The following is a 26,536-nucleotide window of genomic DNA, read 5'->3' on the forward strand; positions in this document are numbered from 1 at the left end:
GTGCACCCCTTCCTCCGACAGGGTACGCCTGTGGGCACCCGGCTCCGGACCCGGGGCGGGGCCTCAGCGCAGGAAGAGGGCGCGCAGGCGCAGCGTCGCGACGGTGGTGCCGATCACGATCATCACCGCGAAGTAGCCCAGGTGACCCCAGATCGAGGGCTGGATCAGCCCCGTCGTCAGCTGCCGCACCATGTCGACGGCGTGCCACAGCGGCATGGCCATGATCGCCCACTGCACCGACTCCGGGTAGACGGAGATCGGGAAGAAGGTCGCTGAGAGCAGGAACATCGGCAGCATGACGAAGTAGACGATGTCGAGGTGCTGGAACGACTTCATGTAGCTGGTGGCCGCCAGGCCGACGGCGGCGAAACCGAAGGCCACCATCAGCGCCGCCGGGATCGCCAGCACGGCCGTCCAGGCCAGGTTCAGGCCCAGCGCCGTCGTGACGACCATGAAGCCGCAGGCGTACAGCAGGCCGCGGAAGAGGGCCATGATGATCTCGCCGAGCGCCACGTCCATCGGCCCGAGCGACGTCGACAACATCTGGTCGTACAGCTTGCCGTAGCGCATGCGGAAGAAGACGTTCATCGTCGAGTCGTACAGTGCTCCGTTCATGGCGGAGACCGCCATGAGGGCCGGGGCAATGTACGCCGCGTAGGGCACGTCGCGGCCGTAGAAGTCGACGGTGCCGATGAGGGCGCCCAGCCCGAGGCCCATCGACAGCAGGTAGAACACGGGCTCGAAGAAACCCGTCAGCACGATGAGCCAGTTGTTGCGGGCGATGACGCGCATGCCGCGGGCCACGACGGATCGGGTGTTGCCGCCGTAGAGGCCTCTAAGGGGCGCGGGCACCCGGGGCGCCCGCGCGCGCAGTCCGACGCTCATTCGTCGAGCCTCCGGCGGAACGTCCTGATCGACGACCATGCGCCCACGGCCGCCACCAGGAGGAGGAAACCGACGTGCGTGGCGACCCGGGCCGCCGATAGCACGTGCCCGTACATGGCCCAGCGGCCCAGCTCGGCGGCGTGCCACAGCGGGGAGATCCACCCGATCGGCTGGAGGTATCCGGGGAGCGTGTCGAGGGGGAAGTAGGTGCCGGAGAACAGCGTCAGCGGCACGACGACGAACCGCTCGATGAACGACAGCTGGCCGCGGTCGTCCTTCTGGGTGGCCACCCAGGCCATGACGGCGAAGCCGAACGCCACCGACAACAGCAGCCCCACGGGGAGCAGCGCCAGCGCGCGCAGCGGGTCCGCGATCCCGAACAGCACCAGCGCCGCCAGGTAGAACGCGATGACCGGCACCACGCGCAGCAGCGCCGCCACCTGCACCCCGACCGCCATCTGGGCCGGGCTGATGGGCGTCAGACGCATCGCGGTGAAGGTGTTGAACCACTTGAAGCCACCGAACACGCCGTAGGTGTTCTCCTGCGAGGACGTGAGCATCACCGTCGACATCACGAGAGCCGGCGCGATGAACGTGAGGTACGGCACTCCCTCGATGCCGGAGCCGCCGTCGACGAGGACCCCGAGGCCGGCGCCCAGCCCCAGAAGGTAGACGACCGGCGAACCGATGCCGGTGACGAGGAGCGTCACGAGATAGCGGCGCATCCGGTGGATGTGGTGTTCGACGACCGCCCACCAGCCCCATCGCGCGACGACGCGATGGTCGGCGGCCATGCTGCGGTCGACGGCCGGTGCGTGAGTGGTGAGGCGCGCGCTCACTCGATCAGGCTCCGTCCGGTGAGGCGGAGGAAGACGTCTTCGAGCGATGACCGCCTGACGAGGGATGTGACCGGGTCCAGCCCGCGCTCGACCACGGCCTGGAGCGCGTGCTCACCGTTGTCGGCGTACACCAGGACCCGGTCCGGCAGCACCTCATGCCGGTCCCCGATCCCCGCCAGATGGGCGGCCGCGTCGGCGTTGCGGCCGGAGCCGAACCGCACCTCGAGCACCTCGCGGGTGGAGTAGTGCCTGATGAGCGACGACGGGCTGCCCTCGGCGACGATCCGCCCCTTGTCGATGACCACGAGCCGATCGCACAACTGCTCCGCCTCGTCCATGAAATGGGTGGTGACGACCAGCGTCACCCCCTCCTCCTTGAGCCTGAACAGCCGGTCCCAGAGGATGTGGCGGGCCTGGGGGTCGAGCCCGGTCGTGGGCTCGTCGAGGAGCATGATCTGGGGGTTGTTGATCAGGCCGCGGGCGATGGTGAGACGGCGCTTCATGCCACCGGACAGGCCGTCGACCCGGGCGGTCCGCTTCTCCCGCAGCTGGGCGAAGTCGAGGAGTTCTTCGGCGCGCTGCTTGACGTAGGAGCGCGGCAGCCCAAAGTAGCGGCCGTACACGGTGAGGTTGTCGATGACGCGCAACTCCTCGTCGAGGAGGTCGCCCTGGGGGACGATGCCGAGCTGCGCGCGGATCTCGGGACCGTGCCGGTTGGTGTCGAGGCCGAGGACGGTCAGCTCGCCGTCGGTGCGGGTCGACGTCGCGGCGATCATGCGCATGGTCGTGGACTTGCCCGCCCCGTTCGGGCCGAGGAACCCAAAGGACTCCCCGCGGGCGATCTCGAAATCGATCCCGTCCACCGCGGTGAGGGTGCCGTAGCGCTTCGTCAGCGCGCGGGCGGTGATCACTGGCTCCGTCACCCGTGCCACACTACGACACCCCACCGCCGATTCCTCCGGCCTGGCATCGTCGCGCACGAAGAGACCGCCAGTGGAACGCGCCCCCAGATCCCTGACGAAGCCCGCCGCCGACGGCGCACCCCCCGATCCCTGAGGAAGCCCACCGCCGCAGGCGCACCCCCCGATCCCTGAGGAAGCCCACCGCCGACGGCGCACCCCCCGACCCCTGAGGAAGCCCACCGCCGACGGCGCGTGGGCTGTCTCGAAGGGTCGTCACGCAACCTCCACGCCAGACAGAGGTGAGCCAGGCCCACAACCCTTCGAAACGGCCGACGGTCGCTACGCGACGCCGACCTCCTCAGGGGAGGATGTCACCTCCGCGAGCGGTTGCCCGACGTGCGCGTCACCTGGACGATGCTCGGACGCGGGGCGGCGACCTTGTCGCCCGCCTGGACCCGGCCGTCGGTCAGCTGGTCCGGGAAGTGCGACGTGTGGGCGCCCCATTCGCCGTCCTCTCCCGGGTGCTGCACGGCGACGAACACCGACTGGTCCTGGTCGTGGATGACCGGGCCACAGGTCTCAGCGTCGACGGGGACCGCGAGGAACTGCTGGACGCGGCCACGCTCCGGGCCAGTGAGCGTCACCTTGTGCAGGGCGTCGCTGACGCCGAGGGTGCCGGGCTGCCCGTCGGTCGAGATCCAGAGGGTGCCCTCCGAGTCGAACGCCAGGTTGTCCGGGCAGCTGATCGGCGACACCTTGTCCTTCGGGAAGCCCGCGAAGTAGGCCGAGACCGAGGACTCCGGATCGCCGCACAGCAGCAGGATGCTCCAGGTGAAGGTCGCGGCGGCGGCGTCGTCGTCGGACTCCGTCAGCTCGATGACGTGACCGTCGCGGTTCGCGGTGACGGGGTTGGCCTCGTCGACGGCGGTGCGTCGGCTGTTGTTCGTCAGCGCCAGGTACACCTTGCCGGTGACCGGGTTGGGCTCGACGTCCTCGGGCCGGTCCATGGGGGTGGCGCCGACCTTGTCCGCCGCGAGGCGCGTGAACACGAGCACCTCCTCCGCGCTCATGCCGGGAACGTGGGAGTCGGAACCGCTCACCAGCGGGATCCACTCGCCGGTGCCGTCGAACGCCCCGTCGGCCGGGAGAGCACCGGTGCCGGTGATCTCGGCCTGCGGCGAGTTGCCGGAGAACCGCGCGACGTACAACGTGCCGTCCTGCAGCAGCGTCATGTTGTGCGCCCGGTCACCCTCGCGGTACGTGCCCGACGAGACGAACTTGTAGACGTAGTCGTGACGCTCGTCGTCGCCCATGTAGACCACCGCGTGGCCGGACGGGGACAGCGCGACGGCGCCGGCCTCGTGCTTGAAGCGGCCCAGCGCGGTGTGCTTGACCGGCGTCGACGTCGGGTCCTCGGGGTCCACCTCGACGATCCAGCCGAAGCGGTTGGCCTCGTTCGCGTAGCCGGGTTTGGTGAGGTCGAACCGGTCGTAGTGGAGCTCCCACCCGCGGCTCGTGGCCCGGGCGCCGATCCCGTAGCGCCCTTCCTCGTCCGAGCCGGTGCCGCGGAAGTACTGGTTGAAGTTCTCCTCACCGGACAGCACGGTCCCCCAGGGGGTGGTGCCGCCGGCGCAGTTGTTGAGGGTGCCCAGGACCCGCGTGCCGGTGGGGTCCTCGACGGTCTTGAGCAGGTCGGAGCCCGCCGCCGGGCCGCTCACGGTGAACTCGGTGAAGCCGGTGATGCGCCGGTTGCGACGGCCGCCGCGCACGTAGCGCCAGACGTCGCCCTCCTTGTCGCGGGAGAGGTCGACGATGGAGAGCCCGTGCGCGGCGAGGGCGGCGTCGACGACGTCCTTGGGGTTCGACGCCCGGTACTCCGGGGCGAACATAATGTTCTCGTTGGTGTACTCGTGGCTCGTCACCAGATAGCCCGCCCTGTCGTTGCGGCCGTCGGAGATGATGTTGAGGTAGTCGCAGTTGTAGCCGAACTGCGTGCTCTGGGTGGCGCCGGTCTGGGCGGTTATGTCGAACTCGGGCGCGTCGGCGAACAGCGGGTCGCCCCATCGGATGATGGCGTCCCAGCGGTAGCCCTCGGGCACCGTGACCGTGTCGACGGTGCGGGCGGTGGGCGCGATCGCCGTGAAGGGCAGCTTGCCGCCGCCGCGGGGCGGGTTGCCGTAGTCAGCGGCGGCGGGCCGCCCGGCCCAGCCGACCACGATCGCGCCGGTGACGCCCGCGCCGGCACCGAGCGCGGCACGGCGGGAGAACACCCCGCTCACGATGTCGCGGAACGACTCGGTCCCGGACGTGTTGGGGGCGGGGTGCGCGCAGGCGCTGCCGCACTTGAGTTCGCAGGTGACGGCGGATCGGTTGCCGCGGGTGTGGCCGAGCATCGGAAGCAGGCGCTTCATTGTCAGTCTCCTCAGGGGTCGGTGGACTCCCCCATCCAAGGCCACGTGGGCGGCGAGGTCCCCAACCTTCGGGTGACTGTTGGGTGAACGTTTGGCGAACCCGCCTGGGGTGCCGGTCGGCGCCGGGGGCCGCCCTGGCCAGCACGAATGACAGGCGAACTCGGGTGTCGCGGCCCTATGAGGGCGCGACGGGGGAGTTCGACGGCGTGTCGTGCAGGTCAGCGCCGGCGAGCCAGAGGCGATGGAGCGTCGCGTCGGGGACCAGCTCGGGGTGGAACGTGCACGCCACCACCGGACCCTGCCGGACCGCGACCGGTTCGCCGTCGCGGACCGCCAGTACCTCGACGCCGGGCCCGACGCGCTCGATGCGCGGCGCCCGAATGAACACGCCCCGCATCCGACCATCGGTCGGGTCGGCCCCGGTCCCGGTCCCGGAGGCGAGCTGACCGTCGGTCGTCGCGGGCACCGTCAGGTCCACGTCCCACTCGCCCGAGGCGAGCTGCCCCCCGAACGCGTTGCGGCGCACGGTCACGTCCAGCCCACCGACGGTGGGCAGCCCGGCGAGCGCAGCCGGGTCCGCCACCTCGTCGGCGAGCAGGATGAGCCCCGCACACGTCCCCAGGGCCGGCATCCCCGCGTCGATGCGCGCCCGGACCGCCCCCAGGAGGCCGCTGCCGCGCGCCAGCCGCGCGATCGCCGTCGACTCCCCGCCGGGGATGACCAGGCCGGCCAGGCCGTCGAGGTCGTCGGTCCGCCGGACGCGCCGCGTGTGGCAGCCGAGACCGGCGAGGACCGCCTCGTGTTCGCGGACGGCCCCCTGCAGCGCGAGAACGCCGACTGTCACCATCCGCGCTCGGCAAGCCGGTGGGGGGCCGGCACGTCGGCGACGTTGATGCCCACCATCGCCTCGCCCAGTCCCCGCGACACCGCCGCGATGACCTCCGCGTCGTCGAAGTGCGTGGTCGCCTCGACGATGGCCTTGGCCCGCTTGGCGGGGTTGCCGGACTTGAAGATGCCGGACCCGACGAACACGCCGTCGGCGCCGAGCTGCATCATCATCGCGGCGTCCGCGGGCGTGGCGACGCCGCCGGCGACGAACAGCACGACGGGGAGCTTGCCATCGCGCGCGACCCGCCGCACGAGTTCGTAGGGGGCGGCCAGTTCCTTCGCGGCGACGAAGAGCTCGTCGTCGGTGCGGGACGCGAGGGCCCGGATCTCGCCCAAGATCGTGCGCAGGTGCCGCATGGCCTCCGACACGTCGCCCGTGCCCGCCTCGCCCTTGCTGCGGATCATGGACGCGCCCTCGGTGATGCGCCGGAGGGCCTCACCGAGGTTGGTGGCCCCGCACACGAACGGCACGCGGAACCGGGTCTTGTCGATGTGGTTGACGTAGTCGGCCGGGGACAGCACCTCAGACTCGTCGATGTAGTCCACCCCGAGCGCCTCCAGCACCTGCGCCTCGACGAAGTGGCCGATCCGCGCCTTCGCCATGACGGGGATCGACACGGCGTCGATGATGCCGTCGATGAGGTCGGGGTCGCTCATCCGCGCCACCCCGCCCTGGGCCCGGATGTCCGCCGGCACGCGCTCCAGCGCCATGACGGCGACGGCGCCCGCCTCCTCCGCGATGCGGGCCTGCTCGGGGGTGACGACGTCCATGATGACGCCGCCCTTGAGCATCTCGGCGAGGCCGGTGTTGACGAGGGAGCGGTCGGCAGCGAGTTCTACAGTCATGCAGTCGATCCTCGCCCCGCACACTGGACCAGACAAGAGCCAGATAGCAGTGCAGTCTAGTGGTCCAGTTGTACCCTGGGGTGATGCACGACGCGCTCGCCACGGTGACCCTGGACCGGGCCACGGGGTCAGCCCCGCTGCCCACGCAGATCGCCGCGGCGCTGCGGGCGCTCGTGGCCACGGGAGCGCTGGCCTCCGGCGACGCGGTGCCGTCGAGCCGGGCGGCCGCCCGTACCCTCGCGGTCTCGCGGGGCACCGTCACGGCCGCCTACGACCAACTCGTCGCCGAGGGCTACCTAGTCGCGCGGGACCGCTCCGGTGTCCGGGTGGCCCCCCGACTGCTGGCCACCACGCCCCGGTCGGAGCCCAAGGGCCCGGGGCGCGGAGCGCCACCGCGCGTGCACGCCGACTTCACGGCCGGGGCCGAGCCGGAGCGGCCCCTCGACGACGCGGCGTGGCGCAGCGCGCTGCGGGCCGCCGTCGCCCCCGGGGGCCCGCAGCTCGAGGACGCCGTCGCGCAGCACCTGCGCCTCGTCCGGGCCATGGCGGTGCCCGCGGCGACCGTCGTCGTCACCGCGGGAGCCAGGGCCGGGCTCGCGCTGCTGTTGGGCGTGGCGGCACGCCGGTCCGGCCGGACGCCCCGGGTCGCCGTGGAGAGCCCCGGGTTCCCGGGGCTGCGGCGCGTGCTGGAGGCGCTCGCCGTCGACGTGATCCCGGTCCCGGTGCGGGAGGGCGGGATGGACGCTGCGGCGCTGGACGCCGCGCTGCCGCTCGACCTCGTCGTCGTGACCCCGAATCACCAGTTCCCATCCGGCACCTCGATGCCCGTCGCCGCCCGGCAGGCGCTCATCGCGTGGGCGACCCGCAGCGGGGTGCTGCTGGTCGAGGACGACTACGACTCCGAGTACCGGCACCTGGGCCCGCCGCTGCCCCCGCTGTGGAGCCTGGCGCCGGACCGGGTCGCGCACCTCGGCACGTTCTCGGCCGTCCTCGGCCGTGACGTGGGAACCGGGTACCTGCTGGTCCCGCCGTCCTGGGCCGACGACCTGTCGGCGGCGCGGCAGGCCCTCGGTGCGGGCGTCGCCCCCCTGCTGCAGCGGGCCCTCGCCCGCTACCTCCAGGCGGGCGGCCTCAAGCGGCGCCTCGGGCGCGCGCGGCGTCGCTCGTCCGCCGCGGCCGAGGCCGTGGCGGGGCATCTCGACGCGCTGCGGGCCGCGGCCGGGGTGACGTCGGTCACCGACAGCGGGCACCTGCTGGTGCTCGAGATGGGGCCGGCGGAGGCGGCCCGCGTCCGCGAGGCCTGCGCGGCCGCGGGGCTCCGGGTCGCGGACCTCGCGGAAGGATGGGCGGGTGGGCCGGGGCGCACCGGCGTCCTGCTCAACTACGGGGGCCGCAGTCCTGAGGAGGCGACGTCCGCCGTCGCGACGCTCCTGAGCGCGCTCGCGCCCAGATGACCGGGCAGGCCCGCACGGTCAGGGTGTCGCCGGGGATGAATGCGGCAGGCCCGCCTGGGCAGGCCGCGGGTCGGGCTCGAACATGGCTCGCCGCCCCTCGAAAGCCCGGCCGAGCGTCACCTGGTCCGCGTACTCCAGGTCTCCGCCCACCGGTAGTCCGCTCGCGGGCCGGGTGACCCGCACGCCGAAGTCGCGCAGCATCCGGCTGAGATAGGCGGCGGTGGCCTCCCCCTGCGTGTCCGGATCCGTGGCGAGGATGACCTCCGACACCTCGCCGTCCGCCAGCCGCTGGAACAGCTCACGCGTGTGCAGATCCGCCGGCCCGCGGCCGTCGATGGGCGAGATGGAGCCGCCCAGGACGTGGTACAGGCCGCGGAACTCGTTGGTGCGCTCGATGGCGACGACGTCCTTGGACTCCTCCACCACGCACAGCTGGGACCGGTCCCGACGCGGGTCGCGGCAGACGCGGCAGCGCTCCTCCTGAGACACGTTGAAGCACACCTCGCAGAACCGCGTGGACTGCTTGACGCGCCGCAGCGTGTCCGCGAGCTCGATGACGTCCTCCTCGGGGGCGTCGAGCAGGTGGAACGCGATGCGCTGCGCGCCCCGCGGACCGATGCCCGGGAGGCGGCTCAGGGCGTCGATGAGGTCCTGGATGGGCCCTTCGTACACGGCCGGGTCAGCCGCCGAGACCGGGCATGCCCGGCATGGCGGGGAGGTCGGGCATCGCGGCGGCCGTCGCGGCGTCCGCCTCCGCCTTCGCGGCTCGGAAGGCCGCGATGACGAGCGCCGACAGGGTCTCGGTGTCCTCGGGGTCCCACGCCTCGGGCGTGATGTCGAGCTCCTCGAGGTCGCCCTTGCCGCTCACGACGACGGTGACCGCACCGCCGCCGGCCGTGCCGGTGAAGCGGGCGTCGGCCAGCTGCTCCTGCGCGCGTTGCAGGTCCTCCTGCAGCTGCTGGGCCTGCTGCATGAGGGCGTTGATGTCGAAGTCACCGAACATGGTCATCACTCCTGGAATGGGTCTGGGGACAGCTTATGCGCCCGCGCCTCAGGCATCGTCGGCGTCGCGCACCGCGATGATCTCGGCCCCGAAGGTGCTGCTGAGCAGTTCCTCGGCGTTGTGGGCGCTGTCCAGCACTTCGTCGTCGGACGAGATGTCGACGTCTGGCTCCGGTGGCTCGGGCGCGCGGACGGGCTCGGGGGGCGGGGGCGGCGCGACGGGGGCGCCGGACGGCCGCTGGGCGGGCCGTTCCTGGGCCTGTTCCCCCGACGCGAGGACCGCGTTGATCCGCAGCTCGACGCCGATGGTCTCGATGATGGCGTCCGCGAGGACGTCCTGGCTGCCGCCGCTGCCGAAGTTGTCGCGCGGCCCGGTCTGGGCGAACCCGAGGTGGAGCACACCGTCGGCGACGTCGAGCACCTGCGCGTGTTGGCTGAGCAGCATGAAGGTGAAGCGCCGGCGCCGCTTGACCTCCTCCAGCACGTTGGGCCACACGCGACGCAACTCCGCCGCGGTGAGCTGCCCGGGGCCGCCGTCCGGCCGGGGCCCGGCCGGGGCCGGAGGCTCAGGAGCCGCGGGGGGCGGCGCGACGGTGGATCCCGGCGGGGCGCCGGCGGGACGGCGCCGGGGCGGCTCACCGGCCGGCCGCCGCTCGGCCACGGGTTCGCGGACTGCGGCGGAAGGGGCGGGAGGAGCAGGGGCCGCGGCTGCCGGGGCCGGGGCGGGCTCCGGCGCCAGAGCGGGAGCCGCCGGAGCAGGCTGTGCCTGGCCGGAGGCTCGGCGGCTCTGGTCCGCCGGACGCTGCATCCGCACCGTGGGCTCTCCGGCGTCGGCCCAGTCCTCGACGGGGGCCGGCCCCGCCTGGCCGCCCATCATCCCGACGCGCCGTTCGAGGCGGTCCATGCGGGCATGCAGGCCACGCTCGTCCGAGTCGGCACCGGGCAGCAGGACCCGGGCGCACATGAGCTCGAGGTGCAGCCGGGGGGCCGTGGTGCCGCGCATGTCCGTCAGGCCGGTGGCGATGACCTCCGCGGCGCGGGTCAGCTCCCCGGCGCCGAGGCCGGCCACCTGCGTCTGCAGGCGCTGCGCCTGGTCCGCGGCGACGTCGAGCAGCCCGTTGGTCGCCGCCTCGGGCACGGCAGCGAGGATGACGAGGTCACGCAGCCGCCGGAGCAGGTCCTCGGCGAAGCGACGCGGGTCCTGGCCGACCTCGATGACCTTGTCCACCGTGCGGAACACCCCGGCGGCGTCCCCGGCGGCGAAGGCGTCCATGATCTCGTCGAGCAGGGCGTCGGGCGTGTAGCCGAGGAGAGCCGCGGCCTGGTCATAGCTGATGCCGTCATCCCCGGCGCCGCCGAGCAGCTGGTCGAGGACCGAGAGCGAGTCACGCACCGACCCGGCGCCGGCGCGCACGACGAGCGGGAGCGCGGCCTGGTCCACCGCCACGCCCTCGGTGCGGCAGATCTCGCCGAGGTAGTCGGTGAGCAGCCGGGGCGGAACCAGGCGGAACGGGTAGTGGTGCGTGCGCGAGCGGATGGTCCCGATGACCTTCTCCGGCTCCGTGGTGGCGAAGATGAACTTGGTGTGCGGCGGGGGCTCCTCGACGAGCTTGAGCAGGGCGTTGAAGCCCTGCGTCGTGACCATGTGCGCCTCGTCGATGATGTAGATCTTGTAGCGGCTCGCGACGGGCGCGAAGTAGGCGCGCTCGCGCAGGTCCCGGGCGTCGTCGACGCCGCCGTGCGACGCGGCGTCGATCTCGATGACGTCGATGGAGCCCGGCCCGCCGCGCGCCAGGTCCTGGCAGGAGTCACACACGCCGCACGGGGTGGGAGTGGGCCCCTCGACGCAGTTCAGGCAGCGCGCGAGGATGCGGGCCGAGGTGGTCTTGCCGCAGCCGCGGGGCCCGGAGAACAGATAGGCGTGGTTGACCCGGTTGCTGGACAGCGCCCGCTGCAGCGGGACGGTGACGTGCTCCTGCCCGATGACGTCGGCGAACGTGTCCGGCCGATAGCGGCGGTAGAGCGCCAGCGGCGACGGCGGGGCCTCGGGACGGCGCGGCGCGGGCGCTGGGACGGCCGCGGCGGCAACAGCCGGCGCCGCCTGCGTGCTCTCCTCCGCGGGCTCGTCGTCGGGCTCGTCGAACAGCCCGGGGCCCTCCATCGGCTCGAAGTCCGGAAGGTCCGCTGAGCCGTATCCCTCGTCGAGGAGGGCGTTCTCGTACTCGTCGTCCACGCGCCCACCCTATTCCAGAGGCCAGACAATTCCAGGGCAAAGAAAAGGGCCCCTCGCGCACCCGGCAGAGCTCACTTACCCTTGCTGCCTTCCGACCCTGGGGGGGTTGGGCGAGATACCGCCGCGCGAGGAACCTTCGCCAACCTTACCCCATGGAGGGACGGCTCCCGCCACTCCTGCCCTAGGCTCCCCGCATGGTTAGTGCAGCGGATCCGGTTCTGGCCGAGGTGTGGCGCGGGGAGCATCTCGAGTGTCTCCACCACGGGGCGTTGGCCGTGACGGGCCCCGGCGGCGACACCAGGCTCACGCTCGGCGACGCGAGCTCCCCCATGCTGCCCCGATCGTCGCTCAAGCCCATGCAGGCCGTCGCGATGCTGCGCCACGGCCTCGACCTCGACGGGGCGCTCCTGGCACTCGCCGGCGCCTCGCACTCCGGAGAGCCCTTCCACCTCGACGGCGTCCGCGCGATCCTCTCCGGCGCCGGCCTGACGCCCTCGGACCTCCGGACGACGCCGGGGCTCCCCCTCGACCAGGACGCCCAGGCGGCGTGGCTGGCCGCCGGCCACGGCCGCGAGCCGCTGGCCCACAACTGCTCGGGCAAACACGCCGCGATGCTGCGCACGTGCGTGCGGGCGGGGTGGGATCCGGGCTCCTACCTCGAGCCGGCGCACCCCTTGCAGCTCGCCTGCGCGCGGGCGATCGCCGACCTGACGGGCGAGGACGCGGGCGGCCCGGTCGTCGACGGCTGCGGGGCTCCGGCCTTCGCCGTCAGCCTGGTGGGGCTGGCCCGGTCCTTCGGGCGGCTCGCGGCCGCCGCCGAGGGGCCCGAACGGCACGTCGCCGACGCCTTCCGCGCCCACCCGGAGTACGCCTCCGGGACCCGCCGCGACGAGGTGGTGCTGCACCGCGAGGTCCCCGGCCTCATGTGCAAGGTCGGGGCGGAGGGCTGCTACGCGGTCGGCCTGCCGGACGGCACGGGCATCGCCGTCAAGGTCGGCGACGGTCACCACCGCGCCACGGTGCCGGTGCTCATCGCCGTGCTCACCGCGCTCGGCCACGGCACCGCCGCCCTGTCGGCCCTCGATCCGGAGCCCGTCCTCGGGCACGGCCGGAGAGTGGGCGCCGTCACGCTCGCCGAGCCCGTGCGGGGCGCGATCGCAACGTCCCTCGGCTGAACCGGCCCGGGCGGCCGGCCACTGGCCGCGTCCGATAAGCTGCGCGCGCCCACCGTCGCCCACCCCAGGGGTCCCTTGTGAACGCCGTCGTCATCTCCGTCGTCGTCATGCTGGTGCTGTCCGTGCTCCGCGTGCACGTCGTACTGGCCCTCTTCCTCGGCGCGCTGACCGGCGGCCTGCTGGCGGGGTTGGGCCTCGAGGCCACGATGGTCGCCTTCCAGGACGGCCTCGCCGGGGGCGCGAAGATCGCGCTCAGCTACGCCCTGCTCGGTGCCTTCGCCATGGCAGTGGCGCACTCGGGCCTGCCGCAACTGCTGGCCAACTGGATGATCCGCAAGCTCGACGCCGACGACCTATCCCCGTCGCACAAGGTGACCCGCTGGACCACCTTCGGCCTCATCGCGGGCATCCTCGCGATGTCGATCATGAGCCAGAACATCATCCCGGTGCACATCGCGTTCATCCCGCTGCTCATCCCGCCGCTGCTGGTCATCATGACCCGGCTGCGGCTCGACCGGCGCGCGATCGCGAGCGTCCTGACGTTCGGCCTAGTGACCACCTACATGTTCCTGCCGATCGGCTTCGGCAAGATCTTCCTCACCGACATCCTCTACGGCAACATCATCTCCTCCGGCCTAGACGTCAGCGACGTCAACCCGATGACGGCCATGGGCATCCCCGCCCTGGGCATGGTGGCCGGCCTCCTCCTCGCGGTGTTCGTCACCTACCGGCGCCCCCGCGACTACGACCCCGACGCCGTGGTCGACCATGACGCGCCCGCCGAGATCAAGCCCTACCGCATCGCCGTCGCGCTCGTGGCGATCGTCGCGTCGTTCGGCGTCCAGACCTGGCTGACGATGGCCGGCTCCGACGCCGACCCCCTCCTCGTGGGCGCCCTGCTCGGCCTGTGCCTGTTCATCATCACCGGGGCCGTCAAATGGACCGACGCCGACGCCGTGTTCACCGGAGGCATGCGGATGATGGCGCTCATCGGCCTCATCATGATCGCGGCCCAGGGCTTCGCGTCGGTCATGCGCGCGACGGAGCAGATCGCGCCGCTGGTCGAGGGCACGGCGGCCCTGTTCGCGGGCAACAAGGGCGTCGCCGCCATCGCGATGCTGCTCGTCGGCCTGCTGGTGACCATGGGCATCGGCAGCTCCTTCTCGACGCTACCGATCATCGCCGCGATCTACGTCCCCCTCTGCGTGTCGCTCGGATTCTCGCCCCTGGCCACGGTCGCCATCATCGGCACGGCCGGTGCCCTGGGCGATGCCGGCTCCCCCGCGTCCGACTCCACGCTCGGTCCCACCGCCGGCCTTAACGCCGACGGACAGCACGACCACATGCGCGACACGGTGATCCCGACCTTCCTGCACTTCAACCTGCCGCTGCTGGCGGCCGGATGGCTCGCCGCGATGGTGCTCTGAGCCGCGGCGAGATATCGGATCTCGATGCAACCCCGCCGAGCGCGGGGGCGTAGACAGGGTGTCAGGAGTTTTCGTCCCGACCCGGCCCGGGCTTAGCATGGCCGTGGTCGGATCACAAGGGAACTGAGAGATATGCGCACACCTGTCCTCCGAGTCGCCGTCGCGGCGCTCGGCCTCCTCCTCATCACGCCGCTGGCTCACGCCGAGACGGCAAGCCCGGTGCCCGACCTGTCGGCGTCGGCCAGCCCCACGACGACGGCCAGCACCACGCCCACGACGGCGGCGTCCCCGACGCCCACCGTGACCGCATCGGCCAGCCCGACGAAGTCGGCCTCGCCCACCCCGACCCCGACGCCCACGCCGAGCCCGACGCCCAGCCCCACGCCGACCGTCTCGGCGGCGCCGCTGACGGCGGCGCAGAAGCTGTACGTGACGCCCGGCTACCACTACGTCAACGGCCGGTACTGGAAGACGCGCTGCGAGATGTACTCGACCACCACCGTGCGCTGCTTCACCGACATCTACGCCACCGTCATCAAGAGCGTCAACGGCGTCTGGTACAAGCAGAACACCTGGACGTTCAACAACCTGACCTACCTCCCGTCACCTGAGGCCGCATGGAAGGGCAACAACCTGGTCTCCGGCGACGTGTTCTACTCCGGCGGGCGCACCTGGAAGAGCGAGTGCAACACCGCGGCGACGGGGTACGGCGCGTGCCGTGTCTACATCTGGGCCTCCGCCCCCTCGCTCAGCGACGGCGTCGTCAAGCAGGTCTGGAGCTGGCGCTTCAACGGGTTTGTGAACTTCTCCACGCCGACGCGGCCCGCGGTGACCCGGATCCCGGCCACGGCGCCGACCCCCTCGGGCGTGCCGTCGCCCGGCCCGCTCCAGCCCATCGTCTACAACGCCCTCGTGCAGAAGGGCTTCCGGCTCGACTCGCGGTGCCTCACCGGTCGCGGGTTCTGCGTGTCGAAGGATCAGCGCAAGATGGCCTGGGTCGTCAACGGGAAGGTCGACGTGGTGCTCGACGTGCGCTTCGGCTCCGAGCTCACGCCCACCCGCAACGGCGCCTTCACCATCGGCTGGAAGTCGCGCGACCACGTGTCGAGCCTGTACCACACGGCCATGCCGTATGCGATGTTCTTCAGCGGCGGCCAGGCCATTCACTACTCCGCCGACTTCGCCGCCAACGGCTACAACGGGGCGTCCCACGGCTGCGTGAACGTCCGCGACCGGGCCGCGATCGCGCGCCTGTTCGACCTGGCCCGCGTCGGAGACAAGGTGATCGTCTACAACTGATCCACGTGATTTGAGCCGCCGTCGGCCCCTCGGGTAGGGTTCCTCCTTGGAGGATTCGCCTAGAGGCCTATGGCGCTCGCTTGGAAAGCGGGTTGGGTTCACGCCCTCACGAGTTCGAATCTCGTATCCTCCGCCACATCGGGTCCTGCCCCCTCGGGGATAGGACCCGATGTTCGTTGCCGGGGGTGCCCCCGAGCCCCGAGGCGTAGCCTGGAATCACCGCGACAGCACCGCCACCCCGTCGCCCACCTGGGGCGGCGCCGGTGGCACCCCCGGTGGGGTTCGTGCCCTACAGGTCGCCGCCACGTCGTCGGTGCCATGATGTCCCCAGACATCGACCGCCCCCTCACGGACGGAGCAGACCATGGACGCGATCCTGGGGTTCCTGGACACCATCAACACCTACATGTACACGTGGGTGCTCATCTACGTCCTCGCGGCGGTGGGGATCTACTTCACGGTCCGGACCCGGGGCATGCAGCTGCGCATGTTCCCCGCGATGATCCGCACCATCCTCCACTCCGGGCGCCATGAGGGGACGGGCATCACGCCTTTCCAGGCGTTCGCGATCGGCCTCGCCTCGCGGGTCGGCACGGGCAACATCGCGGGGGTGGCGATCGCCATCACGCTCGGCGGCCCGGGAGCCGTGTTCTGGATGTGGGTCATCGCCCTCATCGGCATGGCCACCGCCTTCGTGGAGGCGACGCTGGCCCAGATCTTCAAGGTGTCCTGGCCCGACGGGACCTACCGCGGCGGCCCCGCCTTCTACATCTGGCGCGGCCTGAAGTCGTGGCGGTGGGGGGCCGCCTTCGCCGTCGCCCTGCTGTTCACCTTCGGCATCGCGTTCGAGATGGTGCAGGCCAACACCATCGCCCAGACCCTGGACACCTCCCACGGCGTTCCGGTGTGGGTCTCGGCGATCGCGCTGGCGATCCTGACCGGAGCCGTCATCCTCGGCGGCATCAAGGCCGTCGCCCGCGTGGCCGAGTGGGTCGCGCCGATCATGGCCGGCCTCTACATCCTCCTCGCACTGGTCATCCTCGTGCTCAACATCGACCGGCTCGGCTTCGTGTTCTACGAGATCATCGCCTCCGCCTTCGGGCTCAACGAGGCCCTCGCGGGGACCGCCGGCGGCGTGACCGCGGCGCTCCTCAACGGCGTCAAGCGCGGCCTCTACTCGAACGAGGCGGGAATGGGTTCCGCGCCCAACGCCGCCTCGACCGCGACCACGAGCCACCCCGCCCGCCAGGGCCTCATCCAGTCGATGGGCGTCTTCGTCGACACCATGCTCATCTGCTCGGCCACCGCGTTCGTGATCCTTCTGTCGGACGCCAGCGTGTACGCACCCGGCATGGACGTCGAGGGCGCGACGCTGACGCAGTCGGCCGTCGCGCACCATCTCGGGGAGTGGATGACGCTGCCCATGACCATCCTGATCTTCACGTTCGCCTACTCGACGATCATCGGCAACTACGCGTACGCCGAGGTGAACCTCGACTACCTGACGGGGCGCAAGCACGAGCACGACCTCGCCCTGCGGCTCGTGGTCATCGCCTCCGTCGTCGTCGGGGCCTTCCTCAAGCTGGACGTGGTGTGGAGCCTAGCGGACGTGTCCATGGGCGTCATGGCCCTGATCAACCTCGTCGCGATCGTCCTGCTCGGCAAGTGGGCCTTCGGGACGCTGCGCGACTTCACCGAGCGCAAGGGCGCACCCTTCGTGGCCACGGACAACCCCTACCTGCCCGGGAAGCTGGAGTCGGACATCTGGGTCGCGGACAACCCCACCCTGGCGCGGCTGCCCGAGCAGTGACGCGTCGCGCGTCCGGGTCCGGCGTCGGCGCGGGGCCGGACCGCACGATTGCCTGCGAGGACCGCGACTTCGTCGAATGGCACGGCGGGTGCGAACACGCCCTTGTCTGGGCGGTGGAGGCGGACGCGGCTCCCGTCCGGGCGGCGGTGGCCTCGGCGCGGGAGCGGTGGGGCGACGTGCTGCTCCCCCGCCACCAGCGCCAGCCCCACATCACGGTTGCCTACGCCGGCCCCGTCCCGACGCCGGGGGCGACCCCCGTCGACGCGCCGTACACCCCGGACCGGCTGGTGTCGGACCTCGAGCGGCTGCGGGCCGTCGGCATCGGCCCGTTCGCGGTCAAGGTCAGCGGGTGGGACACGTTCCCGATGGTGCCCTACCTGCCCGCGGCTGCCCCTGAGCTCGTGCGCCTCAACGCCGCGCTCACGCAGGGATCGCCACACGACGGCGGCTACGTGCCACACGTGACGATCGGGCACTACGCGGTGTCGCGGCCGATGGACGAGTTGCGGGCCCGGGCCGCCGGGTGGCGGGCGCCGCGGATCGACCCGCTCGATGTCGCGGAGATCTCCCTGCTCGCCTACGCGACCCGCGACATCGCCGGTCCGCTCACCACCGTCGGGCGTCTCCGTCTGGCCGACGGCGCGTGGCTGCGGACAGCCCTGCTGCCTGGATTCGGGTGAGTGCAGCGGCCGTTGACTCCACCCGGTCATGGGCGGAGAATCGAAGGAGAACTTCCGCCATGGTCGCGGAGGTGCGCGGGGTGACACCCCGTCACCCCGGGGAGGAGAGGAGTTCGCCATGGCACTGGTGCGCCGCGATTGGCCGGACCTGCAGGATCTGGTGCAGCGGTGGTTCGAGGGGGACGTGGACAAGTCCTGGTTGCGCGTCGAGGAGTTCACGGAGGACGACACCCTGGTCGTCCGCGTCGAGCTGCCGGACATCGACCCGGACAAGGACGTGGAGATCGCGATCGACGGCGGCGACCTGACCATCCGCGCGCAACGGCAGGCCAAGTCCGAGCACAAGGACAAGGACGGCTACCGGTCGGAGTTCCGGTACGGATCGTTCTACCGGACCGTGAAGCTGCCCTCCGGGGCAACCGCGGACGACGTCACGGCCACCTACCGCGACGGCGTCCTGGAGATTCGCGTGCCCGTGGCCGCCCAGGTGGCGGCGCCCGCGGCGAAGATCCCGGTTACGCGAGGCTGAGGCGTCAGGCGCCCAGGGCGCCGGCGAGGACTGCGGACCCGACCAGGCACGCCGCCTGCGTCACCTCGATGACCGACCCGAACACGTCGCCGGTCATGCCGCCGAGGCGGCGCGCCAGCCGTCGTGCCCACAGCAGCCCGACCGCACCCGCCGCGGTCGCCGCGACCGCGAGGGCAACCGCCCCCGGGACCCCACCCGCCAACCAGCCCGCGCCCGCCGCGACGACCAGGCCCGCGACCGCGGTCCCGGCTGCGGTCAGGGGCCTGGTCACCCCGACGAACAGCGCGCCGAATCCCTGCTGACGGGCCGAGAGCCGCGACACCGTCGCCCCGGTCACGACGGCCCGGCCCACCATCGCCGCGACCGCCAACGCCGCCGCCGCCAAGGCGCCACCGCGCTCCGCGAGCGACGTCAGCGCTGCCGCGTCGATAAGGAGGCCGAGGGCCAGGGCCGCTACCCCCATGGGTCCGATGTCGGACTTGCGCATGATCGCCAGCGCCGCCTCCGCGGGCTTGCGCGACCCCAGCCCGTCGGCGGTGTCGGCCAGTCCGTCCAGGTGCAGCGCGCCCGTGAGACCGGCGGCGACGGCGAGGGCCAGCGCGGCCCCCAGGAGGCCACCCGCCCCGGAGGCGGTCACCAGCCAGAGGACGGCGCCGGCGGCGGCACCGACGAGGAGCCCCACCCACGGGAAGGCCGCCATGGCCCGGGACGCCAGCCGCCGGTCGATCTCCGCCACCGACGGCACGGGAATGACCGTGAACAATCCCAGCGCCGCGACGAAGCCCGTCACTTGATCCGCCTCGCGATCCCGGCCGTGCACAGCCAGACCTCCCGTGACGCCTCCGCGAGGCGCGCGTTCAGCCGGCCGAGCTCGTCGCGGTACAGACGGCCCGACGGCGTGGCCGGCACCACGCCCGATCCCACCTCGTTGCTCACGATGATGACCTCGCGCGTCGTCCGGCGCAGCGCGTCGGCCACCCGCGACACCTCCCGCTCGACCCGCTCGCGCCAGCCGGGCGAGTCGTCCCATGCGCCCGCGGCCATGAGGACGCGGTCCAACCAGACGGCCGCGCAGTCGATGAGTACCGGGGCGGCGTCGTCGCGGTCGAGGACGGAGGCCAGGTCGATCGTCTCCACGGTCCGCCACGAGCCGGGGCGACGGTCGCGGTGCAGGGCGACGCGGTGCGCCCACTCGGGGTCGTCGTCGCGCACCTCTGAGGTGGCGACGTAGTCGACGTCACGGGCCCCCGCCAACTGCGCCTCCGCCCACGAGGACTTGCCTGACCGGGCCCCGCCCAGGACCAGGGTCGGAACCGGCGCGTGGGCCATGGGAGCCACGTCGGCGCGCTCGGCGAGCCGCTCCAGCAGCTCGACGGCGGCGGCGTCGGCGGGGTCGATGCGGACGGAGAACTCCACTTCAGGCCTCGAGCTCGAGCTCGGCGACGGCCCCGATCACCACGATCGCCGGCGGCCGGATGTCCGCCCGCGCCGCCTCGCCGGCGATGCTCGCCAGGGTTGCCCGGATCGTGAGCTGCCCGGGTGTGGTGCCGTCGGCGATCACGGCCGCGGGCGTGTCCGGCGACAGCCCGTGCCGCTGCAGCTCGGCGGAGATCTCCGGCAGGTTCTGGACGCCCATGAGTACGACGAGGGTGAGGTTGGCTCCGGCCAGCGCCGCCCAGTTGACCTCGCTGCGCGGATCCGACGGCGGAACGTGCCCGGAGACGACGACGAAGCCCTGGGTGAGCCCCCGGTGCGTGACGGGGATCCCCGCCAACGCCGGGACGCTGACCGCCGACGTGACGCCCGGAACGACCCTGACCGGGATCCCCGCGGCGTGGCAGGCCAGCCACTCCTCGCCGCCCCGGCCGAAGACGTAGTTGTCCCCGCCCTTGAGGCGCACCACGCGCCGCCCCTGGCGGGCGCGGTCGACGAGGATGGCGTTGATCTCCTCCTGGGGCGTGAACTCGCCGCGGGGAATCTTGCCGACGTTGATGATCTCCGCGTCCGCGCGCGCCTCGTCGAGGCACCGCAGCGCCCCGAGCCGGTCGTGGACGATGACGTCGGCCGCCCGGATCGCGTCCAGGCCGGCGACCGTCATGAGGCCGGGGTCTCCGGGGCCTCCCCCGACCAGCACGACGGTGCCGGGCGCGAACTCCTGCTCCATGGACTCTCTCCTCGCTAGGTTCGGGGCAACCCTATCGACGGCGCGGCTCTCGGCCGAAGGTGCCCAGCGTGTGCGCCGTGGGGCCGCCCGATGCGGCGGCGACGGGGCGGCCGGCCCCGTAGACTCCCTCCATGCGTGATGCCGTGGATGACCTGATCTGGGACGAGGCCCCGCGGCAGGCGGGCGCCGTGGCGCTGCTCGACGCCCCCGCCCTGCTCGACGATGCCCGCACCCTCACCGACGACGTCCGGGTGTGGTGCGACGACTGGCGCGACGCGGAGCTGGTGCCGGCGGAGTATCTGGTCGAGCACCCGACGGACCTCGCGGGCGTCGACCTCGCCCTGGCGCGGCTGCCGAAGTCGCTCGGCGCCCTCGACGAGATGTGCGCCGTCGTCCAGGGGGCCACGGACGTCACGTTCATCGGCGGGGCTCGGATCAAGCACCTCAACCGCTCGATGAACGAGGTCCTGGGCCGCCACTTCACGGCGGTGTCGGCGAGCCTCGGCCGCGCGAAGAGCCGGGTGCTGCGCGCATGGGGGCCCAACGGGCTGCCCAACGAATGGCCGAAGGTCCGCGAGCACCCCGAACTCGGCTTCGCCGTCGCGGCGCACGGCGCCACGTTCGGCGGCACCAAGATCGACCCGGGCTCCCGGCTGCTCATCTCGGCCCTGGCCGGCGCCGGCCGCACCCCCGGCCTCGAGGGCGACGACGTCCTCGACTTCGGGTGCGGCAACGGCACGCTGACGATGTGGCTGGCCCGCGAGGGCCGCCGCGTCTCCGCGACGGACGTCAGCTGGTCGGCCGTCGCGGCCACCGCCGTCGCGGCCGAAGTCAACCGGGTGGACGTCGACGTGGCCTGGGGCCCCGGGCTGGCGGCGCAGGCCGACGCCAGCGTCGATGCCATCGTCACCAATCCCCCGTTCCATCGCGGGATGGCCAAGGACTCCGAGGACACGCTGGCCATGTTCGACGACGCCCGGCGCGTGCTGCGGCCGGGCGGCCAGCTGTGGTGCGTGTTCAACTCGCATCTGCCGTGGCGGCGCGAGTTGAACGACCGCGTCGGGCCCACCCGGGTGGCCGCGCAGGACCCTCAGTACACGGTGACAGTGACGACGGCGCGCTAAGCGCTATCAGAGTCAGCTCAGGGGTTTCACAGGAAGCTCATAGACTCGATGGGTTACCTGGGGTGGTACCGATCAGGAGGCCTGAATGACCAACGAGCAGCACCCGAACCCCTGGAGCCGTGACGGCTGGCGGGCGCCCGACACGTGGCAGCCCCCGGCGCACCCGAATGCCCCGGCTCAGCCGGGCCCGCAGAGCCACCCCGCGCAGGATCAGCGCACGCCCTACCCGCAGCCGACCCCCCAGCCCGAGTCGCACGTCTCGGCGTCGTACGGCCCGCCGAGCCCGTTCGGGACACCCACCCCGACGACGTCGGCGCCGCGCAGCCGTTCGCGGGTCGCAGGCCTGCTCGCCGTGGCGGTCCTGGCCGCGGGTGTGGGCGGCGGAGCCGGGTTCGCCGCGTCGCAGTGGTCGGGCGGCCTCGCTGACTCGGCCGCATCGGCGTCGGCCTCGGCCAGCACCGAGGCGACCGAGACGCAGATCGTCCAGGCGGATCCCAACAACCCCAACTGGACCGAGGTGGCGGAATCCGCCGTCCAGGCGGTCGTCGCGATCCAGGTCCAGGGCCAGGACGGGTCCGCCGGGCAGGGCTCGGGCGTCGTCATCGACGCCGACGGCCACATCGTCACCAACAACCACGTCGTGTCGGGCAGCGGCTCGAACGCCCAGATCGTCGTGCTGCTCGACGACACGTCGTACGCGGCCGAGGTCGTCGGGACCGACCCGTCGACGGACCTCGCCGTGATCAAGCTCGTCGACCCGCCGTCGAAGCTCACCGTGATGTCCATCGCGGACGAGTCGGAGCTCCAGGTCGGGGACCCGGTGATGGCGATCGGCAACCCGCTCGGACTGGCCGACACGGTCACCACCGGCATCGTCTCCGCCCTCAACCGCCCCGTCACCACGCGGGCGGTGAGCAACACCACCATCGCGCAGGGCCGCGACGACCTCGTCGTGACCGCCGCCATCCAGACCAACGCCGCGATCAACCCCGGCAACTCCGGCGGGGCCCTCGTCAACGGCGAGGGGCAGCTCGTGGGGGTCACGTCGTCGATCGCGTCGCTCGCCTCGTCGTCGTCCAGCCAGGCCGGCAACATCGGGCTCGGCTTCGCGATCGGCGCCGGGCAGGTGAAGTACGTCACGGAGCAGCTGATCGAGAAGGGCGTCGCTGAGCACCCGCAGATCGGAATCAGCGCCTCCGACGTCAGCCGCACCGGCCCCCTCGGCGCCGTCGTCGCCGAGGTGGTCGCCGGCTCGCCGGCCGAGGCGGGAGGGCTGCGGGCCGGTGACCTCATCACCGAGGTCGACGGCGCCCCCGTCTCGTCCACCGAGTCGCTGGTGGCGCTGGTGCGCAACGGACAGGTCGGGCGCGAGATGACGCTGAGCGTCGTGCGCGACGACGAGGAGATCGAGATCACCGTCACCCCGGTCGCGGCCGCCCGCTGACGGTCCACGGCGGGCGCAGCCACGGCTTGCGCCCGCCGCTGCCGGTTAGCCTGTCCCTCATGGAGATCCGCGTCACGCTCGCCGCCCAGGGCCCCATTCCCGAGTCCCTCGTCGCCCTCATCCCCAGCACGGGCCACGTCATCAGCGACGAGACCCTCTACGGGCAGCGGATCAGCATGTTCACGGAGCACGACGACCCGCGGGCGCTGCGCGCCGCGCTGCGGGCGGTGGCGGGCGATGTCGCGGTGGGGGTCGTGACCGGGCCCTTGGCCAAGGTGCCGGCCCGGCTGCTCCTCATGGACGTCGACTCCACGCTCACCACCACCGAGGCCATCGATCTGCTGGCGCACCACGCGGGGGTCGGGCCGAGAGTCGCGGAGATCACCGAGCGCGCCATGCGCGGCGAACTGGACTTCGCGCAATCGCTGACGGAGCGGGTCGCGACGCTGGAGGGGCTGCCCACGGCCATCTTCACGGAGGTGGGGCAGGCCATGACGCTGTCCAACGGCGCGGCGGAGCTCATCGCCGCCGCACACGCCAGCGGCGCGAAGGTGGGCGTGACGTCGGGCGGGTTCACGCAGCTGGTGGCGCCCCTGGCGGAGCGGCTCGGCCTCGACTTCTTCAACGCCAACCAGCTCGAGACGCACCACGTCGGCGGCGAGGAACGCCTCACCGGCCGCGTGAGCGGTCCCATCGTCGACCGGGACCAGAAGGCCCGGGACCTGCTGCGCTTCGCCCACGCCGAGGGCATCGACCCGGCGCTCACCGTCGCGGTCGGCGACGGCGCCAACGACCTCGGCATGTTCGCCGCGGCCGGACTGTCGGTGGCCTACTGCGCCAAGCCGGTGACGGCGGCGGCCGCGGACGTCGCGATCGGGTTCCCCCGCCTCGATGCCGTCGCCGCGTTCGCGTTCAACACCGTCCGGGCCCCCCTCGAGGCCTGATCAGCTGTTCCAGCGGACCAGCGCGGGCGAGTCCTTCTCCCAGCCCAGGATCCCCAGGGCGCCCGTGACGAACGGGAAACTGGCCGCCAACGGAACCGGCTGCTCGATCCACAGCATGGCGAGGGCCCGCAGCGCGTGCCCGTGGCCGAACACGAGGATCCGCGGCAGACCGGACGCCTTGGCGCGAGCCACCACGCGGCCCAATCGTTCCTCCACCTGCTGCCGGGACTCGCCGGGGGCCATACCGTCGCGGTCCAAGTCCGGAGCCCCGTGGGTCCAGATGCGCCACCCTGGGACGAGTTCGCCGATCTGGACACTGGTCAGGCCCTCGCCCGGGCCGTAGTCCCACTCGACCAGGTCCGGGTCGATCTCCGGCGAGTCGAAGCCCGCCAGCCGCGCCGTCTCCCGCGCCCGCAGCCGGGGGCTGCTGAGGACCAGGTCGAAGTGCTCGCCCTCCAGCCTGCGTGCGATGACCTCGGCGTCCTCGCGTCCCTGTGGCAGCAGGTCCAGGTCGGTCGTGGACGTGTGGCGCCCGTCCCGCGACCACTCCGTCGCTCCGTGGCGCACCAGCCAGAGTTGGGTTCGATCATCCTCGGCCACAGCGGCCTCCTCCCGTTGCGTCCCCAGCCTAGGCACACCCGTCAGCCGGCACTCCTAGCACGCCGAACCCGCTGTGGTCCGACCACCCCGGCGCTGTCGGTGCCCCACAGGGATGCAAGGATGATCCCGTAGCAGCCGACGGGGCCCGGCGGCCCCTGAGCGCCGCTGGTCCGTGTGTTGCCGTCCCGCCGTCCGAGAGCCAAACGGGCGGCGGAATCGGTGCGCCCCTCCCGCTAGGGTGGGACCGCACCGCAATCTCTCAAGGAGGACAGATGTCAGGTCGCATCCGCAACGAGGCGTTCAAGCAGAAGGTGATGTCGGCCCACGACGCCGCCGCCCTCGTCGAAAACGGATGGAATGTCGGCTTCTCGGGGTTCACCGGGTCCGGCTACCCGAAGGTGTTCCCGGAGGCACTCGCCGCCATCATCGACGCCCACCACGCCAAGGGTGAGGAATTCCGCATCGGCGTGTGGACCGGAGCGTCGACCGCCCCCGAGCTCGACGGCGCCCTGGCCCGCACCGGCGGCATCTCCTACCGCGCGCCCTACCAGTCGGACCCCGAAATGCGCAGCGCCATCAACACCGGCGTCTCGTACTACCAGGACATCCACCTGTCCCACATGGGGCCGCAGGTCTCGCAGGGCTTCCTGGGCCACCTCAACCTGGCCGTCGTCGAGGCCACCGCGATCACCGAGGACGGCGACATCGTCCCGTCCTCGTCGGTGGGCATGAACCGCACGTACCTGGACCACGCGGACAAGATCATCATCGAGGTGAACTCGTGGCAGTCCGAGGACCTCTTCGGCATGCACGACATCTACTACCCCATCGGCGCGCTGCCCCCGAACCGCGTGCCCCTGCCGATCCAGAACGCGGGCGACCGCATCGGCGGCAAGGTGCTGAAGGTCGACGCCGACAAGGTCGTCGCGGTCATCGAGACCAACTCGGCGGACCGCAACACGCCGTTCAAGGCCCTCGACGACGATTCGCGCGCCATCGCCGGTTACTTCCTCGACTTCCTCGGCAACGAGGTCAAGGCCGGCCGCCTGCCGGAGAACCTGCTGCCGCTGCAGTCGGGCGTCGGCAACATCGCCAACGCGGTGCTCGCCGGCCTGTTGGAGGGTCCCTTCGAGAACCTCACCTCCTACACCGAGGTCATCCAGGACGGCATGGTCGACCTGCTGGACTCGGGCAAGCTGACGGTCGCGTCGGCCACGGCGTTCTCCCTGAGCCCGACGGCGGCCGAGAAGATGAACGACAACGCCGCGCACTACCGCAACAAGATCGTGCTGCGTCCCCAGGACGTGTCGAACCACCCCGAGGCTATCCGCCGCATGGGTGTCATCGCCTGTAACGGGATGATCGAGGCCGACATCTACGGCAACGTGAACTCGACCCACGTAATGGGTTCGCGCATGCAGAACGGCATCGGCGGCTCGGGCGACTTCACCCGCAACGGGTGGGTGTCGTGCTTCGTGACCCCGTCGACGGCGAAGGGCGGGGCCATCTCCTGCATCGTCCCGATGGTCAACCACGTCGACCACACCGAGCACGACGTGCAGGTCCTCATCACCGAGCAGGGCCTCGCGGACCTGCGCGGGCTGGCGCCTCGCCAGCGCGCCATCAAGGTGATCGAGAACTGCGCGCACCCGGACTACCGTGAGCCGCTGCTCGAGTACGTCAAGCTCGCCGAGAAGAAGGCCAACGGGCACCACACCCCGCACGACCTCGCCACCGCGCTCGGCTGGCACGTCCGGTTCCTCGAGACCGGCACCATGGCACTCTGACCCACCCACACCGCGGGGCCCCGTCGCTTCGGCGGCGGGGCCCCGTGCCATGCGGCAGGATGGGAGCGCCCGCCCGCATCTCCCCCGGACAAG

At 71.9% G+C, this 26,536-nt stretch carries 24 protein-coding genes, 1 tRNA gene and 1 other RNA gene; 12 read left to right on the top strand and 14 right to left on the bottom strand.

What is annotated here, in order from left to right; genetic code table 11:
* Positions 1–63: 63 nt before the first annotated feature.
* From BCR15_RS01445 to pdxS, 6 genes are all read right to left on the bottom strand, one after another.
* The gene (locus BCR15_RS01445; protein ID WP_068749726.1) at positions 64–885 is read right to left on the bottom strand and encodes an ABC transporter permease; all 822 of its coding nucleotides are present in this window, start codon (positions 883–885) and stop codon (positions 64–66) included.
* Entirely contained in the window at positions 882–1,724 is an 843-nt protein-coding gene (locus tag BCR15_RS01450) for an ABC transporter permease (RefSeq protein ID WP_083196554.1), read from the bottom strand. Before BCR15_RS01450 ends, BCR15_RS01445 begins: the two co-directional genes overlap by 4 nt.
* Complete coding sequence (locus BCR15_RS01455; RefSeq protein ID WP_068749729.1) at positions 1,721–2,647, bottom strand: ABC transporter ATP-binding protein; 927 nt, start codon at positions 2,645–2,647, stop codon at positions 1,721–1,723. The genes BCR15_RS01450 and BCR15_RS01455 overlap by 4 nt, the downstream gene beginning before the upstream one ends.
* A 350-nt stretch (positions 2,648–2,997) precedes the next feature.
* Positions 2,998–5,037: a PhoX family protein gene (locus BCR15_RS01460; protein ID WP_083196555.1), complete on the bottom strand. Its 2,040-nt coding sequence runs from the start codon at positions 5,035–5,037 to the stop codon at positions 2,998–3,000.
* 175 nt (positions 5,038–5,212) lie between these two features.
* A complete protein-coding gene (gene pdxT, locus BCR15_RS01465) occupies positions 5,213–5,884 on the bottom strand; it encodes a pyridoxal 5'-phosphate synthase glutaminase subunit PdxT (RefSeq protein WP_068749731.1) in 672 nt (223 codons plus the stop codon).
* The gene (pdxS, locus tag BCR15_RS01470) at positions 5,878–6,771 is read right to left on the bottom strand and encodes a pyridoxal 5'-phosphate synthase lyase subunit PdxS (protein ID WP_068749733.1); all 894 of its coding nucleotides are present in this window, start codon (positions 6,769–6,771) and stop codon (positions 5,878–5,880) included. The genes pdxT and pdxS overlap by 7 nt, the downstream gene beginning before the upstream one ends.
* A gap of 83 nt (positions 6,772–6,854) precedes the next feature.
* Between pdxS and pdxR the strand changes: the two genes are divergently transcribed.
* On the top strand, positions 6,855–8,225 hold the full coding sequence (pdxR, locus tag BCR15_RS01475) for a MocR-like pyridoxine biosynthesis transcription factor PdxR (protein ID WP_068749735.1): 1,371 nt from the start codon (positions 6,855–6,857) through the stop codon (positions 8,223–8,225).
* An 18-nt stretch (positions 8,226–8,243) separates the two neighbouring features.
* Here the strand turns inward: pdxR and recR are convergent, their stop codons facing one another.
* From recR to ffs, 4 genes are all read right to left on the bottom strand, one after another.
* Positions 8,244–8,897 (bottom strand): recombination mediator RecR, encoded by a 654-nt coding sequence (recR, locus tag BCR15_RS01480; RefSeq protein WP_068749737.1) that lies wholly within the window; start codon positions 8,895–8,897, stop codon positions 8,244–8,246.
* 7 nt (positions 8,898–8,904) lie between these two features.
* Positions 8,905–9,234 (bottom strand): YbaB/EbfC family nucleoid-associated protein, encoded by a 330-nt coding sequence (locus BCR15_RS01485; RefSeq protein ID WP_078920051.1) that lies wholly within the window; start codon positions 9,232–9,234, stop codon positions 8,905–8,907.
* Between the two features lie 42 nt (positions 9,235–9,276).
* On the bottom strand, positions 9,277–11,388 hold the full coding sequence (locus BCR15_RS01490) for a DNA polymerase III subunit gamma and tau (protein ID WP_083196560.1): 2,112 nt from the start codon (positions 11,386–11,388) through the stop codon (positions 9,277–9,279).
* 113 nt (positions 11,389–11,501) lie between these two features.
* Positions 11,502–11,598, bottom strand: an RNA gene (gene ffs, locus BCR15_RS01495) — signal recognition particle sRNA small type.
* 56 nt (positions 11,599–11,654) lie between these two features.
* Here ffs and BCR15_RS01500 point away from each other — a divergent pair.
* The 7 genes from BCR15_RS01500 to BCR15_RS01535 all read left to right on the top strand — a co-directional run bounded on the left by BCR15_RS01500 (position 11,655) and on the right by BCR15_RS01535 (position 18,380).
* Entirely contained in the window at positions 11,655–12,635 is a 981-nt protein-coding gene (locus BCR15_RS01500; RefSeq protein ID WP_068749739.1) for an asparaginase, read from the top strand.
* A 77-nt stretch (positions 12,636–12,712) separates the two neighbouring features.
* The gene (locus BCR15_RS01505) at positions 12,713–14,062 is read left to right on the top strand and encodes a Na+/H+ antiporter family protein (protein WP_068749740.1); all 1,350 of its coding nucleotides are present in this window, start codon (positions 12,713–12,715) and stop codon (positions 14,060–14,062) included.
* Between the two features lie 132 nt (positions 14,063–14,194).
* Positions 14,195–15,361 (top strand): L,D-transpeptidase, encoded by a 1,167-nt coding sequence (locus tag BCR15_RS14225; RefSeq protein ID WP_232087636.1) that lies wholly within the window; start codon positions 14,195–14,197, stop codon positions 15,359–15,361.
* A gap of 48 nt (positions 15,362–15,409) precedes the next feature.
* Positions 15,410–15,497: transfer RNA gene (locus tag BCR15_RS01520), tRNA-Ser, on the top strand.
* A 228-nt stretch (positions 15,498–15,725) separates the two neighbouring features.
* On the top strand, positions 15,726–17,171 hold the full coding sequence (locus tag BCR15_RS01525) for an alanine/glycine:cation symporter family protein (RefSeq protein WP_068749742.1): 1,446 nt from the start codon (positions 15,726–15,728) through the stop codon (positions 17,169–17,171).
* On the top strand, positions 17,168–17,851 hold the full coding sequence (locus BCR15_RS01530; protein WP_068749744.1) for a 2'-5' RNA ligase family protein: 684 nt from the start codon (positions 17,168–17,170) through the stop codon (positions 17,849–17,851). Before BCR15_RS01525 ends, BCR15_RS01530 begins: the two co-directional genes overlap by 4 nt.
* A gap of 118 nt (positions 17,852–17,969) precedes the next feature.
* Positions 17,970–18,380: an Hsp20/alpha crystallin family protein gene (locus tag BCR15_RS01535; protein ID WP_068749745.1), complete on the top strand. Its 411-nt coding sequence runs from the start codon at positions 17,970–17,972 to the stop codon at positions 18,378–18,380.
* A gap of 4 nt (positions 18,381–18,384) precedes the next feature.
* Here BCR15_RS01535 and cobS read toward each other — a convergent pair whose 3' ends face one another.
* The 3 genes from cobS to cobA are packed head-to-tail and all read right to left on the bottom strand — an operon-like array spanning position 18,385 to position 20,544.
* On the bottom strand, positions 18,385–19,170 hold the full coding sequence (gene cobS / locus BCR15_RS01540; protein ID WP_256094424.1) for an adenosylcobinamide-GDP ribazoletransferase: 786 nt from the start codon (positions 19,168–19,170) through the stop codon (positions 18,385–18,387).
* A complete protein-coding gene (cobU, locus tag BCR15_RS14530; RefSeq protein ID WP_256094425.1) occupies positions 19,167–19,796 on the bottom strand; it encodes a bifunctional adenosylcobinamide kinase/adenosylcobinamide-phosphate guanylyltransferase in 630 nt (209 codons plus the stop codon). Before cobU ends, cobS begins: the two co-directional genes overlap by 4 nt.
* A 1-nt stretch (position 19,797) precedes the next feature.
* A complete protein-coding gene (gene cobA / locus BCR15_RS01550; protein ID WP_068749747.1) occupies positions 19,798–20,544 on the bottom strand; it encodes a uroporphyrinogen-III C-methyltransferase in 747 nt (248 codons plus the stop codon).
* Positions 20,545–20,675: 131 nt separating this feature from the next.
* Here cobA and BCR15_RS01555 point away from each other — a divergent pair, with 131 nt between their 5' ends.
* From BCR15_RS01555 to serB, 3 genes are all read left to right on the top strand, one after another.
* Positions 20,676–21,668, top strand: coding sequence for a class I SAM-dependent methyltransferase (locus BCR15_RS01555; RefSeq protein WP_068749750.1), 993 nt, complete (start codon positions 20,676–20,678; stop codon positions 21,666–21,668).
* Between the two features lie 85 nt (positions 21,669–21,753).
* On the top strand, positions 21,754–23,112 hold the full coding sequence (locus BCR15_RS01560; protein WP_068749752.1) for a S1C family serine protease: 1,359 nt from the start codon (positions 21,754–21,756) through the stop codon (positions 23,110–23,112).
* A 59-nt stretch (positions 23,113–23,171) separates the two neighbouring features.
* Complete coding sequence (gene serB, locus BCR15_RS01565; RefSeq protein WP_068749754.1) at positions 23,172–24,056, top strand: phosphoserine phosphatase SerB; 885 nt, start codon at positions 23,172–23,174, stop codon at positions 24,054–24,056.
* Here the strand turns inward: serB and BCR15_RS01570 are convergent, their stop codons facing one another.
* A complete protein-coding gene (locus tag BCR15_RS01570) occupies positions 24,057–24,656 on the bottom strand; it encodes a histidine phosphatase family protein (RefSeq protein ID WP_068749756.1) in 600 nt (199 codons plus the stop codon).
* A gap of 272 nt (positions 24,657–24,928) precedes the next feature.
* Here BCR15_RS01570 and scpC point away from each other — a divergent pair, with 272 nt between their 5' ends.
* Entirely contained in the window at positions 24,929–26,443 is a 1,515-nt protein-coding gene (scpC, locus tag BCR15_RS01575; protein WP_068749758.1) for a succinyl-CoA:acetate CoA-transferase ScpC, read from the top strand.
* The last annotated feature ends 93 nt before the right edge of the window (positions 26,444–26,536 follow it).

Origin of the sequence: Tessaracoccus lapidicaptus (assembly GCF_001693815.1) — a bacterium.
Taxonomy (GTDB): domain Bacteria; phylum Actinomycetota; class Actinomycetes; order Propionibacteriales; family Propionibacteriaceae; genus Arachnia; species Arachnia lapidicapta.

Coding starts and splice junctions, on each gene's coding strand:
- pdxS (WP_068749733.1), bottom strand. CDS start 6,771: ATGACTGTAGAACTCGCTGCCGACCGCTCCCTCGTCAACACCGGCCTC.
- BCR15_RS01525 (WP_068749742.1), top strand. CDS start 15,726: ATGGACGCGATCCTGGGGTTCCTGGACACCATCAACACCTACATGTAC.
- BCR15_RS01485 (WP_078920051.1), bottom strand. CDS start 9,234: ATGACCATGTTCGGTGACTTCGACATCAACGCCCTCATGCAGCAGGCC.
- BCR15_RS01500 (WP_068749739.1), top strand. CDS start 11,655: ATGGTTAGTGCAGCGGATCCGGTTCTGGCCGAGGTGTGGCGCGGGGAG.
- BCR15_RS01460 (WP_083196555.1), bottom strand. CDS start 5,037: ATGAAGCGCCTGCTTCCGATGCTCGGCCACACCCGCGGCAACCGATCC.
- BCR15_RS01560 (WP_068749752.1), top strand. CDS start 21,754: ATGACCAACGAGCAGCACCCGAACCCCTGGAGCCGTGACGGCTGGCGG.
- pdxT (WP_068749731.1), bottom strand. CDS start 5,884: ATGGTGACAGTCGGCGTTCTCGCGCTGCAGGGGGCCGTCCGCGAACAC.
- BCR15_RS01490 (WP_083196560.1), bottom strand. CDS start 11,388: ATGGAGGGCCCCGGGCTGTTCGACGAGCCCGACGACGAGCCCGCGGAG.
- BCR15_RS14225 (WP_232087636.1), top strand. CDS start 14,195: ATGCGCACACCTGTCCTCCGAGTCGCCGTCGCGGCGCTCGGCCTCCTC.
- cobA (WP_068749747.1), bottom strand. CDS start 20,544: ATGGAGCAGGAGTTCGCGCCCGGCACCGTCGTGCTGGTCGGGGGAGGC.
- pdxR (WP_068749735.1), top strand. CDS start 6,855: ATGCACGACGCGCTCGCCACGGTGACCCTGGACCGGGCCACGGGGTCA.
- serB (WP_068749754.1), top strand. CDS start 23,172: ATGGAGATCCGCGTCACGCTCGCCGCCCAGGGCCCCATTCCCGAGTCC.
- scpC (WP_068749758.1), top strand. CDS start 24,929: ATGTCAGGTCGCATCCGCAACGAGGCGTTCAAGCAGAAGGTGATGTCG.
- BCR15_RS01535 (WP_068749745.1), top strand. CDS start 17,970: ATGGCACTGGTGCGCCGCGATTGGCCGGACCTGCAGGATCTGGTGCAG.
- BCR15_RS01555 (WP_068749750.1), top strand. CDS start 20,676: ATGCGTGATGCCGTGGATGACCTGATCTGGGACGAGGCCCCGCGGCAG.
- BCR15_RS01445 (WP_068749726.1), bottom strand. CDS start 885: ATGAGCGTCGGACTGCGCGCGCGGGCGCCCCGGGTGCCCGCGCCCCTT.